The 16305-nt window shown below is 64.7% G+C and carries 14 protein-coding genes; 8 read left to right on the top strand and 6 right to left on the bottom strand.

Translation table 11 applies throughout. The features are described from left to right. Window positions 1-109 precede the first annotated feature (109 nt). The 3 genes from CAG22_RS19290 to CAG22_RS19280 all read left to right on the top strand — a co-directional run bounded on the left by CAG22_RS19290 (window position 110) and on the right by CAG22_RS19280 (window position 2491). Window positions 110-649, top strand: a complete 540-nt coding sequence (locus tag CAG22_RS19290) for a gluconokinase (protein WP_085664749.1) — start codon at window positions 110-112, stop codon at window positions 647-649. Between the two features lie 111 nt (window positions 650-760). Next, window positions 761-2113 (top strand): GntP family permease, encoded by a 1353-nt coding sequence (locus tag CAG22_RS19285; protein WP_015270532.1) that lies wholly within the window; start codon window positions 761-763, stop codon window positions 2111-2113. An 84-nt stretch (window positions 2114-2197) separates the two neighbouring features. Next, window positions 2198-2491 carry a hypothetical protein gene (locus CAG22_RS19280; RefSeq protein WP_013972806.1) on the top strand — a complete coding sequence of 98 codons (294 nt, stop codon included), beginning with the start codon at window positions 2198-2200 and terminating at the stop codon, window positions 2489-2491. A gap of 174 nt (window positions 2492-2665) precedes the next feature. On the opposite strand, the gene CAG22_RS19275 is transcribed toward CAG22_RS19280, so the two are convergent. From CAG22_RS19275 to CAG22_RS19260, 4 genes are all read right to left on the bottom strand, one after another. Beyond that, window positions 2666-4093, bottom strand: a complete 1428-nt coding sequence (locus CAG22_RS19275) for a sigma-54 dependent transcriptional regulator (RefSeq protein ID WP_025339314.1) — start codon at window positions 4091-4093, stop codon at window positions 2666-2668. Then, the gene (locus CAG22_RS19270) at window positions 4062-5555 is read right to left on the bottom strand and encodes a HAMP domain-containing sensor histidine kinase (RefSeq protein WP_085705985.1); all 1494 of its coding nucleotides are present in this window, start codon (window positions 5553-5555) and stop codon (window positions 4062-4064) included. The genes CAG22_RS19275 and CAG22_RS19270 overlap by 32 nt, the downstream gene beginning before the upstream one ends. A gap of 296 nt (window positions 5556-5851) precedes the next feature. Beyond that, on the bottom strand, window positions 5852-7312 hold the full coding sequence (locus tag CAG22_RS19265) for a HAMP domain-containing sensor histidine kinase (RefSeq protein ID WP_085705974.1): 1461 nt from the start codon (window positions 7310-7312) through the stop codon (window positions 5852-5854). 271 nt (window positions 7313-7583) lie between these two features. Then, a complete protein-coding gene (locus tag CAG22_RS19260) occupies window positions 7584-8168 on the bottom strand; it encodes a lytic transglycosylase domain-containing protein (RefSeq protein WP_023662492.1) in 585 nt (194 codons plus the stop codon). Between the two features lie 185 nt (window positions 8169-8353). Here CAG22_RS19260 and gspG point away from each other — a divergent pair, with 185 nt between their 5' ends. Then, window positions 8354-8779 carry a type II secretion system major pseudopilin GspG gene (gene gspG, locus CAG22_RS19255; protein WP_085588532.1) on the top strand — a complete coding sequence of 142 codons (426 nt, stop codon included), beginning with the start codon at window positions 8354-8356 and terminating at the stop codon, window positions 8777-8779. An 11-nt stretch (window positions 8780-8790) separates the two neighbouring features. After that, window positions 8791-9981 carry a type II secretion system F family protein gene (locus CAG22_RS19250; RefSeq protein ID WP_085705973.1) on the top strand — a complete coding sequence of 397 codons (1191 nt, stop codon included), beginning with the start codon at window positions 8791-8793 and terminating at the stop codon, window positions 9979-9981. On the opposite strand, the gene CAG22_RS19245 is transcribed toward CAG22_RS19250, so the two are convergent. After that, a complete protein-coding gene (locus CAG22_RS19245) occupies window positions 9975-11279 on the bottom strand; it encodes an LLM class flavin-dependent oxidoreductase (protein WP_085705972.1) in 1305 nt (434 codons plus the stop codon). The genes CAG22_RS19250 and CAG22_RS19245 overlap by 7 nt on opposite strands. A gap of 139 nt (window positions 11280-11418) precedes the next feature. Beyond that, window positions 11419-12354 (bottom strand): ABC transporter substrate-binding protein, encoded by a 936-nt coding sequence (locus CAG22_RS19240; RefSeq protein ID WP_025339320.1) that lies wholly within the window; start codon window positions 12352-12354, stop codon window positions 11419-11421. Between the two features lie 215 nt (window positions 12355-12569). Here CAG22_RS19240 and CAG22_RS19235 point away from each other — a divergent pair, with 215 nt between their 5' ends. The 3 genes from CAG22_RS19235 to mexE all read left to right on the top strand — a co-directional run bounded on the left by CAG22_RS19235 (window position 12570) and on the right by mexE (window position 16297). Then, window positions 12570-13148, top strand: coding sequence for a cysteine dioxygenase (locus CAG22_RS19235; protein WP_085705971.1), 579 nt, complete (start codon window positions 12570-12572; stop codon window positions 13146-13148). Window positions 13149-13174: 26 nt separating this feature from the next. Further along, window positions 13175-14761, top strand: coding sequence for a rhodanese-related sulfurtransferase (locus CAG22_RS19230; protein WP_085705970.1), 1587 nt, complete (start codon window positions 13175-13177; stop codon window positions 14759-14761). Between the two features lie 294 nt (window positions 14762-15055). Next, window positions 15056-16297, top strand: a complete 1242-nt coding sequence (gene mexE, locus CAG22_RS19225; RefSeq protein WP_025339323.1) for a multidrug efflux RND transporter periplasmic adaptor subunit MexE — start codon at window positions 15056-15058, stop codon at window positions 16295-16297. The last annotated feature ends 8 nt before the right edge of the window (window positions 16298-16305 follow it).

The following is a 16305-nucleotide window of genomic DNA, read 5'->3' as shown; positions in this document are numbered from 1 at the left end:
CGCGCTCGCCGCCAAGCGTCCATACTGCGTAAGGACAAGATCAATAACACCGGGGAGGTGGCTGTTCGTCGACGACGAGACAGCGCTATCTCACCCGCAGGAGGTACTGATGAATTCTCCCCTGTCCGCCATCGTGGTGATGGGCGTGGCCGGTTGCGGCAAAAGCTGCATCGGCGCTGCCATCGCCGCCCGAAGCGGCGGCCGCCTGATCGAAGGCGACGCTTTCCACCCTGCCGAAAACATCCGCAAGATGAGCGCTGGCATCCCCCTGGACGACAGCGACCGTGCCGGCTGGCTGGTGCGTCTTGGTCAGGAGCTGCAAGCCACGACCCAGGCCGGGGAACGTCCGATCCTGACCTGTTCGGCCCTCAAGCGCCGCTATCGCGACTCCCTGCGCGATGCCATGCCCGGGCTGGTGTTCGTGTTCCTCGAGCTGTCACCCGCCGAGGCGGAAAAACGCGTGCTGGCCCGCCCCGGGCATTTCATGCCGGCGAGCCTCATCGACAGCCAGTTCGCTGCCCTCGAGGCGCCACACGGCGAACCCCTGACTATCGCGCTTGACGCCACCCAGCCCATCGAAGCGCTTGCCGAAGCGGTGGACAGCTGGCTAAAGGGCCGCGGTGAGCCGGGCCTGGCACAAACCGCCTGACCCTGGCGGCTTTCCCGGCCCACCCAAGACAGCGCTACCCTGCCCCATAAGCGCAAGCAAAGTTGCAAAAAAGCTACGCCAAAACAACGATAAGACCGAGGCCTTCAAACCATGTTCGGACTGGCTACTGATACCTTCCTGCTGCTCGACGCGCTGGTTACCATCGTCGGGCTGATCCTGCTGATCACCCACTTCAAAGTCCACCCCTTCGTCGCCCTGACTATCGCGGCCGGCTTCCTTGGCCTGACCTCCGGCATGCCGGTGGCCAAGGTCATGAAATCGTTCCAGGACGGTTTTGGCGGCGTGCTGGGCTTCGTCGGCATCGTGCTTGCCCTGGGCACCATGCTTGGCAAGCTGATGGCCGACTCCGGGGGGGCCGACCAGATCGCGCAAACCCTCATCCGTGCCTTCGGCAAGAAGAACGTGCACTGGGCGATGATGTTCGCCGCCTTCCTGGTGGGCATTCCGCTGTTCTTCGAGATCGGCTTCGTGCTGCTGATTCCGCTGGTGTTCATCGTCGCCCGGCGTTCCGGCGTGTCGCTGATCAAGATCGGCATTCCACTGCTGGCCGGCCTGTCGGTGGTGCACGGCCTGGTGCCCCCGCACCCGGGCCCGCTGCTGGCGATCGGCATCTTCCATGCCGACATCGGCAAGACCATCTTCTATGGCCTGATCGTGGCGCTGCCTACCGCCATCATCGCCGGCCCGCTGTTCGGTAACTTCATTTCCCGCTACATCCCGGGCACCCCGTCCCAGGAGCTGATGGACCAGATCGCCAAAGAGTCCGACCAGGGCAACCTGCCGAGCTTCACCATCACCCTGGTCACCGTGCTGCTGCCGGTGGTGCTGATGCTGCTGAAGACCTTCGCCGACGTGGTGCTGCCAGCCGAGCACATCGTGCGCCAGTGGATGGACCTGATCGGCCACCCCATCACCGCCCTGCTCGCTGCCCTGCTGCTGGCCTTCTACACCTTCGGCTCGGCCCGTGGTTTCAACCGCCAGCAGATCATGAAGATGCTCGACCAGAGCCTGGCACCGACCGCGGCGATCGTGCTGATCGTGGGTGCCGGCGGCGGCTTCAAGCAGATGCTGGTAGACACCGGCGTGGGCAACGTGATCGGGCAGATGGCCGTGCAGGCGGAGATTTCGCCGATCATGCTGGCCTGGCTGGTAGCGGCGGTAATCCGCATCGCCACCGGTTCCGCGACGGTCGCCACCATCACCGGCGCGGGCATCGTCGCACCGGTGATCGACCTGGTGCCTGGGGTCAACCGTGAGCTGCTGGTGCTGGCCACCGGCGCCGGCTCGTTGATCCTGTCCCATGTCAACGACGCCGGTTTCTGGCTGGTGAAGCAGTACTTCAACATGACCGTGGCGGAAACCTTCAAGACCTGGAGCATGATGGAGACCATCCTGTCGATCGTCGGCATCATCTTCATCATGTTGCTGTCGCTGGTGGTGTAACCGTTGATCGGGGTAATGGCACCTTGAAGCTTCGGGTAGGGCCGAACGGAAGTATCAGCCCTACCAGAAGCAAAGGAGCCTGCCATGCCCCGCTCAAGCATCCTGCTGATTGCCCTGCTCGCCGCGCCATTGGCCATAGCTGCCGGCACCGGCCCCACCTATCCCGACGACCCGCACAACCCGGCGCCCAAGCCGGGCGCGGACAGCACCCTCAACCCGATCGAAAAGCCCATGCCGCGGGACACCGACCCACGCATAAAAGGCAACGACCCGGACAGCCCGCCCGCTGAACAGAATGACAACCGGGATTTGCCGGGGATGGATGGCAGTGGCTCGGAAGGTACCGGGCGGCAGGGAGCAGCCGATAATCAGCGTTGATCAATGCGCTCAAATTCTTAAAGTTGCCGCAATCCCTGTAGGAGCGGCCTTGTGTCGCGAAAGGGCTGCAAAGCAGCCCCAGCAATTTCAACTGTTGCGCATCAATCCCGGGGCCGCGTTGCGGCCCTTTCGCGACACAAGGCCGCTCCTACAAATGTCGCTCCCACGGGGGCCTCACCACTGGCGCTTGTCCGGCCTGGTCAGCCCCAGTTTCTCGATCCGGTAACGCAGCATGTCCCGCGACAGCCCGAGCATGCGCGCCGACTTGGTCACGTTCCAGTCCGTGCGGTCCAGGGTCTTGCACACCAGGTCGCGCTCCATGTCCGGCAGGCTGGTGCCGGGCTCGGGTTCGTGCCGGGGCATTTCGAACACCGCAGGCGCCGCCTGTTGCACCAGCGGTTCGTCGATCAGGGTCATGCACAGGTTGAGCTGATGCGCCTGCACCACCTCGTTCGGTGCCAGCAGCACGGTCTGCTCCAGCATGTTGCGCAGTTCGCGCACATTGCCTGGCCAGCTGTAACCGAGCATCAGGTTTTCCGCCTCGGCGGAAAAGCGCAGGTTCGGCTTGCCATAACGCCGGCCATGATGGGCCAGGAAATGCCGCGCCAGCAGCAGCACGTCCTGCCCGCGGGCATACAGGCGCGGTACCTTCAGGGCGATGATGCGCAGGCGGAAGAACAGGTCGCGGCGGAACTTGCCCTGCTGCACCATCTGCTCCAGGTTGCAGTTGGTAGCGCTGATCACCCGCAGGTCGACCTTGCGCTCCTTCACCGCGCCAATCCGGCGGATACTGCGGTCTTCCAGCAACTTGAGCAGCTTGGCCTGCAGCACCAGGTCCATCTCGCCAATCTCGTCGAGGAACAAGGTGCCGCCATCGGCAGCCTCCACCAGGCCCACCCGGCGCTCCTTGGCATCGGTGAAGGCGCCCTTCTCGTGGCCGAACAGCTCGGCCTCCAGCAGGTTGGCCGGGATCGAGGCACAGTTGAATTCTATGAACGGCCCCTTGCTGCGCGAACCATCGAAATGCAGGGCGCGGGCCACCAGCTCCTTGCCGGTACCGGTCTCGCCTTCGATCAGCACCGGTGGCAAGTCGTCGCTGGCCATGCGCCGCTCGGCATCCAGTACCTGGCGCAGGGTGTGCTTGAGGGTGAGCATCGTCGGTGATTCGCCGATCAACGCCTGCAACCCGGACTTCTGCGCCTCGCGCTCCTGGTAGAACGACAACGTGCGCTCCATGCGCTCGGCAGCCAGTGCCTTGTCCAGGGTCAGCTTGAGCTCGGCCAGCACCACCGGCTTGGTCAGGTAATGGAAGGCGCCCTCCTTCATTGCCTGCACGGCATCTTCGACATTGCCGTAGCCGGTCATCATGATCACTTTCAGGTCCGGCACCTGCGCCACCAAGGTACGCAGCAGGTCGTGCCCGCTCATGCCCGGCAGCGAGTTGTCGGTCAGCACCGCATCGGGCTGGCCCCGCTTGATCTGCTCCAGCGCCAGTTCCGCGCTGTGGCACACGGTGACCTCGAAGCCCTTGAGGCTGAGGTAGGTGCGAATATTGTCGGCGAGAATTTCATCATCCTCGACTACCAGGATGCTGTGCTCCATGGTCCCCTCCCGCTGCGATATTGAATGTGAGGCTGACGCGGGTTCCTTCCTCTTCGCGGCTGCTCAGGCTGACCGAGCCGCCAAAACGTTCCATGATGCGTTTGACCAGGGCCAGGCCTACGCCGAGGCCGCCCTGCTTGGTGGTGTAGAACGGCTTGAACACCATCCGTTCCTGCTGTTGGCTCATGCCCTTGCCGGTATCGCTGAGGACGAACTCGGCACGCTGCCCATCCTGCACATTGACCTGGGCACGCAGCATGCCGCCTTCGGGCATGGCTTCCAGGGCATTGGAGAACAGGGTGTTGAGAATTTGCGTGAGTTGTAGCGGCTGGCTGGCCACCCATTGAGCCCCGGGGCCTTCGTAGCAGAAGCGCACGCCGTTGCGTTCGATCTGCTGGGCGAAGGCCAGGTGGGTGTCCTCGATGGCCGTCACCAGGTCCACGGCCTCGGCGTCGTCACTGGTCGGGCGCAGCGACACCAGCAGGTCACGCACCCAGCGCGACATGCGGTCGACCTGGCTGATGATGTCGGTGATGTTCTTCTGCGCTGCGGGGTTGGCGATTTCCTGGGCCAGTTCTGCGCTGGAGCGGATGTTGGCCAGCGGGTTGCGCAAGCTATGCGCCACCGCCGACGACATCTCGCCCAGGGCCACATAGGTTTCACTGGCCACCAGCCGATCCTGCTGCAGGTGCAGCAGCTGCGCCGCGCGGCGCACGATCCAGAACAGGCCGAAGTAGACCAGCGCCCCGCCCACCAGGGTCGAGGCCCAGATCAGCACGTAGCCGCGCTGGATGCGCCGCACCAGGTCTTGCGGCTCCTTGTAGATCTCCACCATCGCCAGCACCTGCTCGCCCTGGCTGTCGAACAGCGGGATGTAGTTCTCGATGAACAGGTAACGCGGCTCACGCTGGAACTTCTGCTCTTCGCGGTCATCGTCGGCCTGGTGGTAGCTGGCCGACACCGCCTTGCGCGAGCGGAAGGCGCGGTCGAGGTCGCCATCGGCCTCGATGCGCTTGCCGATCAGCTCCCGGTTGGTCGACCAGACGATGGTGCGGTCGCGTGCATAGACATTGGCCAGCAAGGTGTCCGGCAGGTGCTCGACATGGTCGAGGAACTCGACCCGGGTAGATTCAGCCAGGTCCGGGGTGAACTGCAGGTGCTGCTGGTCCAGGCGCGGGTCAAGCAACTCGCCCATGGTGGTGCCCGGCGGCAACTGCGAATGGCGCACTTCGGCCTGGGCCATGGCCTGGATGAACTGGGCGGTGAGCATGGCATCGCGCTCGACGCTGTCGCGCACCACGAAACGCGTCGACACATAGCCCAGCCCGCCTGCCACCGAGGCGATGATCAGCAGGCTGATGACCGAGAACCAGCGCAGCAGGTTGAATTCGCGCAATGGCACGGCCACACCGCTGGCGGTAGTACTGGCCTTGTCTGGCACTTCATTATCCAGCATCTGCATCGCGTGCTTCCCGCGCAGGGCGTCCGTTCAGAAATGCATCAAGGCGACGAACAGTAGCCAATTGATAGCACTCCACCCGTGCAGCCGCAGCTGCCATTTGTCGTGTGTTGCGCTCCGCCTGTCACGTTGCAAGAACCCAGCCAGCCACCTGATTGATTTTATTAGTTATTTATAATCAATAGGTTAATGAATTTTCCTAGATTCGCATGGAGGATAATCCCCCACATTTGGGGATTTTCACCCCAAAAACATATGTCCTTTATAAACAACAAGATACGAAGATTTATCAATGTAAATCATGAGGACTCGATCAGCCGGAAACTCAACGAAACCCGGGTGCCATGGCCTTCACTGCTGCTGAGCCGGACGCTGCCACCGAAGCGTTCCATGATGCGTTTGACCAACACCAGGCCCACGCCCAACCCACCCTGCTTGGTGGTGAAGAAAGGCCGGAAGGCCATGCGCTGCTGCTCTTCGTTCATGCCTTTGCCGTTGTCGGACAGGCGCAGGGTCAGGTTACGCCGGTCATGGCGCACCACCTCGACACGCAACCGCCCACCCTGCTCCATCGACTCCAGGGCGTTGGCGATCAGGCTGCTGAAAATCTGCCGCAGTAACACCGGGTGCCCCAGCACCTGCACCGCCGGTAACGGTTGCAGGTCCAGGCTCACGCCGCCACGCGCCAGCAGCACCGCGTAGGTCTGCAGGCTTTCCTGCAATGCCAGCGGCAAATCCACCGCCACTGCCTCATCGTTGAGCGGGCGCAATGACTGCAACATCTGGCGGATCCACTGCGACATGCGGTCGACCTGGCTGATGATGTCGTTGACATTGCGCTGCGCCGGGCCGTCGTCGAACGCCTGGGCCAGCTCGGCACTGGAACGGATGCTGGCCAGCGGGTTGCGCAGGCTGTGGGCTACCGCCGAGGACACCTCGCCCAGTGCCACGTAGGTTTCGTTGCTGATCAGCCGCTTCTGCTGCACCGACAGCAAGCGCGCGGCGCGGTGCATGATGCCGTACAGGCCGACGTAGACCAGCCCGGCACCGACGGTGATCGCCAGCCAGATCAGGATCAGGCCATGCTCGATGCGCACGATCAGGTCATGGGGCTCCTTGTAGATCTCGACCATCGCCGTGACCTGCTCGCCATCGGCATCGAACAGCGGAATGTAGTTCTCGATGAACAACTGCTCGGGTGGGATGATGAACTTCTGCTCGGCGCGGGCCTGTTCGAAGTTGTGGTAGCTGGCCGAGACTCGCATCTTGTATTCGAAGGCCTGCTCCAGGTCCTGGTCGCCTTCGATCAGCTTGCCGACCAGCGCCGGGTTGCTGGACCAGATCACCGTACGGTCCGGGGCATAGATGTTGGCCAGCAGCATGTCGGGCAGGTGGGCGATGTGGTCGAGGAACTCGCCACGCGCCCTGCGCCGGGCGTCCGGGTCGACATCGAGCAGGTTGGCGCGGTCGATGCGCGGGTCGAGCAGTTCACCCATGGTGCGCACATTGGGGATCGACACATGGCGCACTTCGGCATCGGCGATGGAGGTAATGAATTGCGCGGTGAGCAAGGCATCGCGCTCGATGCTCTCGTCGATGATGAAACGGCTGGAAATCAACCCCAGTCCGACCGCTACCGAGAGGATGATGGCCAGGCTGACCCAGGCGTACCAGCGCAGCAGGTTGAACGGCTTGCGTGGGGTGGCCAGTTCGTTACCGGCGGGTACTTCAATAGCGTCGGAACGAGGGGCGATGTCCATGGCGGACTCCACAACTGGGCACCTTCAGAAGGTTATAGCCCAGAGTTGGGGAAACCATCGGGTCAGCTTGGTGGCATCCGCCGAAGGGTATTGTTTTGTTTCCCGTACTGAACGCACCTGCCTTGCAAAAATCCAGATGCTCACACGGTCCCTGTGGGAGCGGCTTTAGCCGCGAACACCGGCGCAGCCGGTGCCATGCACCGCGTTGGATTCTTCGCGGCTAAAGCCGCTCCCACAGGGGTCGCGCCAGCTTTGAAAGGGGCTACAGAGGCTAATCACCCGTCAACCCCTGCAACCGGCGGTACTCCCGCAGCACATTCGGTACATAGCGCCGGGTCTCGGCAAACGGCGGTACCGCACCACGGCGCAACACAGCTTCGGGGCCGGCGTTGTAGGCCGCCACGGCCAGGGTGATGTCATTGTCGAACAAGTTGAGCATGCGCTTGAGGTAGCGGGCCCCGCCCTGCACGTTGTCTTCCGGGTCCAGGCGGTTTTCCACGCCCATCTCGCGGGCGGTATCCGGCATCAGTTGCATCAGCCCCACGGCGCCCGCCGGTGAACGGGCCTTGGGGTTGTAGCCGGACTCGGCCTTGATCACCGCATGCAGCAACGCCGGGGGGACGTCGTGGGTACGCGCCGCGGCGGCGACCAGCTTGGCGTAGGGGCGGCCGGTGATGAGCTGCGCGTTGGCCGGGCCGGCCTGGGCCTTCGGCTCGCTGATCACCGTTTCATAGAGGCGCCCGGGTCGATGGACGTTGGTCAGTATGTAGCTGCCTTTGGCGTCGATGGAAATGTACACATCGGCCTGGGCAGCACCTGCCACCAGCCAGATCAAACCGAGAATGAGTCCACGCATGTCGGTCGCCTCTTCGTGGTACCCCCAAATTTGGGGGATATACCCCGGAAAGCCCGAGGTCGATGACCACGACGCAAGCACTGTGCCGCTTTGCATACCGCATGGTGCAAGGCGCCAGCGCAGGCGTGCACGGCTGTTGCATGGAGCCTGCAAAAGCTTGTCCCCATGCAGCGGAGGGCTTCACCATGCAGCGCAGAACCAACCCTCAACGTGGCTTCACCCTGCTTGAACTCCTGGTGGTGCTGGTGGTGCTCGGCCTTTTGGCCGGTATCGTCGCGCCCAAGTACTTCAGCCAGCTAGGCCGCTCCGAGGCCAAGGTGGCGCGGGCGCAGATAGAGGGGCTGAGCAAGGCCCTGGACCTGTACCGCCTCGAAGTCGGCCACTACCCCAGCAGTGAGCAAGGCCTGCAGGCCCTGGTGATCGCCCCCAGTGGCGAAGCGCGCTGGACCGGCCCGTACCTGCAGAAGGCCGTGCCGCAAGACCCGTGGGGCCGCCCGTACATCTACCGGCAACCTGGCGAGAACGGCGGCGAGTACGACCTGCTGTCGATGGGCAAGGACGGCCAGCCCGGTGGCGACGGGGAAAACGCCGAAATCACCAGTTGGCAGTAGGGAGAACGGCCATGCGCTACAGCCTCAAGGCCCTGGGCAGGCAGGGTGTGGTGCAGTTGCAGATCGACGCCGAGGACGCCGACCAGGCCCGCCGCCAGGCCGAGGACCAGGGCCTGCGCGTGCTCAGCCTGCGCGGCCACGGCGGCGCCTTGCGCGGCATGGCCTGGCGCCGCGAAGCAAGCTTTGACCTGGTGCTGTTCAGCCAGGAACTGTCGACCCTGCTCAACGCCGGCCTGCCGCTGATCGACGCGCTGGAGAGCCTGGCGGAAAAGGCCCCCGCAGCGGCAACGCGCAAAGTGCTCGCCGAACTGGTCCGCCAACTGTACGAAGGCCGCTCGCTGTCCCAGGCCTTGGGCCAGCAGCCACGGGTATTCCCGCCGCTGTACGTGGCGCTGGTGCAATCCAGCGAGCGTACCGGCGCACTGGGCGACGCCCTCGCCCGCTACATCAGCTACCGCCAGCGCCTGGACCTGGTACGGCAGAAGCTGGTGGGCGCCTCGGTGTACCCGTTGCTGCTATTGCTGGTGGGCGGTGGCGTGGTGCTGTTCCTGCTTGGCTACGTGGTGCCGCGTTTCAGCCAGGTATTCGAGGGCATGGGCACCGAGTTGCCCTGGCTGTCTCGGCTGCTGATGCAGATCGGCCTGTTCCTGCATGCCCAGCAACTGCCACTGGCGTTTGGCACCCTCGGCGTGGTCATGGCGCTGTGGCTGCTGCGCCGCCAGCCACGGGTGCGGCGCTGGGCAGCCTGCCAGCTGCGGCGCCTGCCGGCACTGCACCAACGCCTGATGATGTACGAACTGGCGCGCTTCTACCGCTCGCTGGGCATCCTGCTGCAAGGCGGTATCCCCATCCTCACCGCCATGGGCATGGCCCGCGGCCTGCTCGGCAGCGCGGCGGCCCAGGGCCTGGAGCACGCCAGCCAGCGGGTCGGCGAAGGGCTGCCGTTGTCCGACGCGCTGGAGGCCGGGCAACTGGTCACGCCGGTATCGCTGCGCCTGCTGCGGGCCGGCGAGCAGTCCGGCAACCTGGGCGAGATGCTGGAGCGCTGCGCCGACTTCCATGACCAGGAAATCGGCCGTTGGGTGGAATGGTTCGTCAAGCTGTTCGAACCACTGCTGATGACCTTCATCGGCCTGCTGATCGGCCTGATCGTGATCCTGATGTACATGCCGATCTTCGAACTGGCCTCGAGCATTCACTGAATGCCCAGGCCCAGGCTTTCACGCAGGGTGGTGCCCTCGTAGGCGGTGCGGTATACCCCGCGTTCCTGCAGCAGCGGCACCACTTGCTCGGTAAAGCGGCGGAACTGCCCGGGGTGGCCGATATAGATGTTGAAACCATCCAGCGCCCGCGCCTCGAACCACTCGGCCATTCTGGCCGCTACCGTTGCCGGCGAACCGACGAAGGCCCCCGGCCGCAACTGGCGGCCGAACTCCACCGCCTGGCGCAAGCTCAAGCCCTGCTCCCGTGCCTGGTCGGCAATGCGCCTGGCGTTGGTGAAGAAGCTGCTGCGCGCGTGCTCCAGGCTTTCTTGCGGGAATGGCGCATCGAGGTCGTACTGGCTGAAGTCGTGCCAGCCGAAGTTGCGCCCGAACTCCTTGAGCGCCAGCTCGAAGCTGTGGTCCTGCTGGTGGTAATGGCGCTCGATTTCACGGGCGTGTTCGTCGGTGTCGCCGACATAGATCTCGGCCCCGGGCAATACCAGCAACTGCTCGGGGTCACGCCCCAGTCGCGCGGCGCGGCCCTTCACATCACGGTAGAACGCCTGGCCCTGCTCGATGCTGGCGGCGTGGGTGAAGATCACATCCGCCGTGGCGGCCCCAAGGTCACGCCCCTGCTGCGAATCGCCGGCCTGGAAGATGACCGGCTGGCCCTGTGGCGAGCGCTGGATGTTCAACGGCCCCACCACCGAGAAGTGCTCGCCCTTGTGGTTCAGGGCATGCATCCGGCTGGGGTCGAGGAACTGCCCGGTAGCCCGGTTGCGCGGGAAGGCGCCGTCTTCATAGGAGCGCCACAGGCCCTGCACCACGGCGACGTGCTCCTGGGCGCGGGCATAGCGGGTGTCGTAGTCGTAGTGCTCGTCACGGCCATAGTTGCCGGCGGTGCCGGCGTCGCCACTGGTGACCACGTTCCAGCCGGCGCGGCCCTTGCTGATCAGGTCCAGCGAGGCGAGGCGGCGGGCGACGTTGAAGGGTTCGTTGTAGGAAGTGGTCAGGGTGCCGACCAGGCCGATGTGGCGTGTGCTTACCGCCAGCGCCGAGAGCAGGGTCAGCGGCTCCAGGCGGTTGAGGTAATGGGACGGCGAGCCGGGGGTGATGTACTGGCTGTCGACGATGAACATCAGGTCGAACAACGCCGCCTCGGCCTGGCGGGCGATGTCGATGTACCAGTCGATATTGACGCTGGCGTCGGCAGGCAGCTCCGGGTCGAGCCACAGGTTGTGCCGGCCGGGGCCGCCGCAGCCCATGGTCAGGGCGCCAAGCTTGATCTTGCGGGTCATGGGAAATCCTCAGTAAAGATGTTGCCAGTACCGGCCTCTTCGCGGGCACGCCCGCTCCCACAGGTACCTCACAGGTCTTGAAAACCATGCAGTCCCTGTGGGAGCGGGCATGCCCGCGAAAGGGCCGGTACAGGCGTAATCAATGCTCGAACGCCGCCGCGAACGAGGTATCGAAAAGGCTGGCCGCCGGGTAGGCCTTGATCAGCCCCAGCCCGGCAAAGAAGTCCACGGTCTTCTGCGCCTCCACGATCACCTGCGGGTTCAGCGCCGCCACATCGGTACGCGCCCTGGCAAACCAGGCCCGGGCAATGTCGCGGTCGGCACGGGTGCGCCTGGCCCAGGCATCGGCATACGCCTCGGTGTGGGCGGGGTCGCTCAGGGTCCAGTCACGGGCCTTCTTCAGGCGCTGGAGAAAATCACTGATCTGCGCCCGCTTGGCCTCCACCGCCTTGGCATTGGCCACCACGAAACTCTGTGCCGGGATCAGCCCTTCGGCCGTGGCCAGCACCCGCGCGCCTTGGCGCTCCTGCTGGGTGACATAGGGTTCCCAGGTGGCGATCACGTCCACCGAACCACCATCCAGGGCATGCGACGCATCCAGGGCGCTGAGGTAGCGCAGCTCCAGGGCGTCACGCGGCACCGCAGCCTTGTCCAGCGCGCTGAACAGCAGTTGCTGGCTCCAGGAACCCTTCCAGATCGCCGCGCGCTTGCCACGCAGGTCTTCGAGGCGGTGAATGTTCGAGTCCTTGCGTGCCAGGATGGCTACGCCCTCCAGGTTCTGCCGGCTGACCGCAATCACCTTGATCGGCGCACCCAGCGCACCGAGGAACAACGGCGGCGCATCGCCCAGCAGGCCGATGTCCAGGCTGCCCACGTTCAGCGCCTCGGCCACCGGCGAGCCGGCGGTGAACTGCTTCCATTCCAGGGTATAGGGCAGGTCGTCGAGCACGCCGGCCGCTTCCATCACGGCGCGGGCATTGAAGCTCTGGTCGCCAACCACCAGGGTTTGCGCGGCGGCCGCCAGGCTGAGGGAGCTGGCCAGCACACCGGCGGCCAATTGCTTGAGGTATCGCACGTTCGTCTCCAGGTACCGTCGAGGTACATAAGGCCGATCCGCGCGTGCGGTCTCGTGGGGTAATCGCGGGGCTTGCTGTTCGTTGCGCCCATTTCAAAACAGATCAGCCAAGCTGTAAATGCATTTTTTGCATATTAGCTTATGAATATTTTTACTTTTAAGAATACTCACCGCATTTGCTAGGGTTTAACCAAACCGTCAGCCGAGCCTGAACCATGAGCCAACCCCTGCGCCTCGAGCGCCTGCGCCACTTCATCGACGCACTTTCGCAACTGCTGGACCGGGAAACCGACGAAGCCACCCTCCTCGACCAGGGCCAGGGCCTGCTGCGCAGCCTGGTCGCCCATGACGACTGGCTGCCCGAAGCGCTGGCGCAGCCGGACCCGGCCCGTTACCAGCAATACCTTCTGCATTGCGATTCACGCCAGCGCTTTTCCATCGTCAGTTTCGTCTGGGGGCCAGGCCAGCAGACGCCGATCCACGACCACCGGGTGTGGGGCCTGATCGGCATGTTGCGTGGCGCCGAATACTCGCAAGGCTTTGTCCGTAGCGAGCACGGTGCGTTGCTACCGGCAGGCGAGCCGGTGCGCATCGACCCTGGCCACGTGGAAGCCGTATCGCCGCGCATCGGTGATATCCACCAGGTCAGCAACGCCTTCGCCGACCAGGTGTCGATCAGCATTCACGTGTATGGCGCCAACATCGGCGCCGTCAGCCGTGCCGTGTACCTGCCCGACGGCAGCGAGAAACCGTTCATTTCCGGCTATTCCAACACCCTTCTGCCCAATATCTAGGACCTGTCCAAAGAGAACCCTGCCCCATGAGTACCGTAGCCACCCGCGCCTTCCACGACATTCGTCGGGCATTGCTGGCCCATGAAGAACTGGCGCTGATCGATGTACGCGAGGAAGACCCGTTCGCCCAGGCACACCCGTTGTTCGCCGCCAACATTCCGTTGTCGAAACTGGAGCTGGAGGTGTTTGCCCGGGTCCCCCGGCGCGACACCGCCATCACCCTGTATGACGACGGCGAAGGCCTGGCGGCCCAGGCCGGCCAGCGTCTGACGGCACTGGGCTACAGCGATGTGGCACTGCTCGAAGGTGGCCTGGCCGGCTGGCGCGCAGCAGGCGGCGAACTGTTCCGCGACGTCAACGTGCCAAGCAAGGCCTTTGGCGAACTGGTGGAAAGCGTGCGCCACACCCCATCGCTGGCGGCCGAACAGGTGCAAGCGCTGCTGGATGCCAAGGCCGATGTGGTGGTGCTCGATGCCCGCCGCTTCGACGAATACCAGACCATGAGCATCCCGGGTGGCATCAGCGTCCCGGGTGCCGAACTGGTGCTGCGGGTGGCCGAGTTGGCGCCCGACCCTGCCACCCAGGTGATCGTCAATTGCGCCGGGCGCACCCGCAGCATCATTGGCACCCAGTCGCTGGTCAACGCCGGCATCCCCAACCCGGTGGCCGCCCTGCGCAACGGCACCATTGGCTGGACCCTGGCCGGGCAAACCCTGGCCCACGGCCAGCAACGGCGCTTCACCGAGGTTACCGACAGCACCCGTGCCGATGCCGCACAGCGCGCGCGCAGCGTGGCCGACCGCGCCGGCGTGGCCCGCCTGGAACCCGAAGGCCTGGCCGCCTGGCAGGCTGATACCAGCCGCACCACCTACCTGTTCGACGTGCGCACGCCCGAGGAATACGCCCAGGGCCACCTGCCGGCCAGCCGCAGCGTGCCGGGCGGGCAGCTGGTGCAGGAAACCGACCATGTCGCCAGCGTACGCGGGGCGCGCATCGTGCTGGTGGACGATGACGGCGTGCGGGCCAACATGAGCGCTTCGTGGCTGGCGCAGATGGGCTGGCAGGTGGCAGTGCTGGACGGTTTGTCAGCGGCAGACTTCAGTGCAGCCGGCGAGTGGCAGGCGCCGCAGCCGGCGTTGCCAGCGGTGACCGAAATCGGTGTCGAGCAACTGGAGGACTGGCTGCAAGCGCCAGGCACCGTGCTGCTGGACTTCACCAGCAGTGCCAACTATGTGAAACGGCACATTCCAGGCGCTTACTGGGCGATCCGCGCGCAGTTGCCACAGGTACTGGAGCGCTTGCCGGTAGCCGAGCGCTATGTGCTGACCTGCGGCAGCAGCCTGCTGGCGCGCTTTGCGGCGCTGGACTTGCAGGCACTGACGCAAACCCCGGTGTACGTGCTGGACGGTGGCACGGCGCGCTGGATAGCGGCGGGCAAGGCGCTGGAGAGCGGCGAAACGCGCTTGGCCGTGGCGCGTACTGACCGTTATCGCCGGCCCTATGAAGGGACGGACAACCCGCACGAAGCGATGCAGGGGTATCTGGACTGGGAGTTCGGCTTGATTGCCCAACTGGAGCGCGATGGCACCCATGGGTTCCGCGTATCGAGCTGAGATTGCCGGGGTTAGCAAATGGGGCCGCTTTGCGGCCCTTCGCGGGCATGCCCGCTCCCACAGGGACCGCGCATTCACCAAATCCAGCGCCGTACCTGTGGGAGCGGGCAAGCCCGCGAACACCGGCAAAGCCGGTGCCATACCTAAACCCACTACAACAAGATCATGCCACAAATCGATGAACGCCCCACACATATCATTCATCGTGATAATAACCTTCGCCCCGTTCGATTCGTGCATCACGCGCAAGACACTCACACTCCGCCCACTACTAATACATTGGCGGAGTTCTCCATGGAACAATCACTCAAACCCTTGCGCTTCCCCCTCGCTGCCCTGGCAGTGGTGGTGATCAGCGCTTGCGGTCGAACCCCCGACGCCGTGCAGGCTCCCGCCGCGCCGAAGGTCAGTGTGGCCAAGGTGATCGAGCAACCGATCAACGAATGGGACGAGTTCACCGGCCGCCTCGAAGCCCCGGAAACCGTCGAGGTTCGCCCGCGGGTCTCCGGCCAGATCGACCTGGTGGCCTTCACTGAAGGCGCCCAGGTCAAGAAAGGCGACCTGCTGTTCCAGATCGACCCACGCCCGTTCCAGGCAGACGTCCGCCGCCTCGAAGCCCAGCTACAGCAAGCCAAGGCCACCGCCATCCGCAGCGCCAACGAAGCCCGCCGTGGCGAACGCCTGCGTGACAGCAACGCCATTTCCGCAGAACTGGCCGAATCGCGTAGCAGCGCCGCCGCCGAAGCCCGCGCCGGGGTCGACGCGATCCAGGCCCAGCTCGACCTGGCACGCCTGAACCTCAGCTTCACCCGTGTCACCGCGCCCATCAGCGGCCGCGTCAGCCGCGCCCAGTTCACCGCCGGCAACATCGTCACCGCCGATGTCACCCCGCTGACCAGCGTGGTCTCCACCGACAAGGTCTACGCCTACTTCGACGCCGACGAGCGCGTGTACCTCAAGTACACCCAGCTGGCCCGCGAAGGCCAGCGCGGCCAGAGCACCCCGGTGTACCTGGGCCTGACCAACGAAACCGGCAACCCGCACCTGGGCCAGATGAACTTCGTCGACAACCAGGTCAACCCGCGCACCGGCACCATCCGTGGCCGTGCGGTGTTCGACAACAGCGACGGCCAGTTCACCCCGGGCCTGTATGCACGCCTGAAGCTGGTGGGCAGCGCCCAGTACCAGGCCGTGCTGATCAACGACGAAGCCGTGGGCACCGACCTTGGCAAGAAGTTCGTGCTGGTCATGGACAAGGACAACAAGGCCGCCTACCGCGCCGTGGAGCTGGGGCCGAAGCTGGAAGGCCTGCGCATCGTGCGCAGCGGCCTGGGCAAGGACGACCGCATCGTGGTCAAGGGCCTGCAGCGCGTACGCCCTGGCTCACCGGTCACCCCGGAAGAGACACCGATGGCCAGCGAACAGACCCTCGCCGCCCTAGCCCAGCAGCGCCAGGCCCTGGAGGCCAGCAACCCGGCGCCGAAGGTGGCGGGCAACAACGTGAAAGTCGCCAGCGCCCAGGCGCCACGCGGTTAAGGGACCAC

The organism is Pseudomonas sp. B8(2017) (genome assembly GCF_002113575.1).
Taxonomy (GTDB): domain Bacteria; phylum Pseudomonadota; class Gammaproteobacteria; order Pseudomonadales; family Pseudomonadaceae; genus Aquipseudomonas; species Aquipseudomonas putida_Z.
Note: the sequence above shows the minus strand (reverse complement) of the source record. Positions and strands in the feature narration are given on the sequence as shown.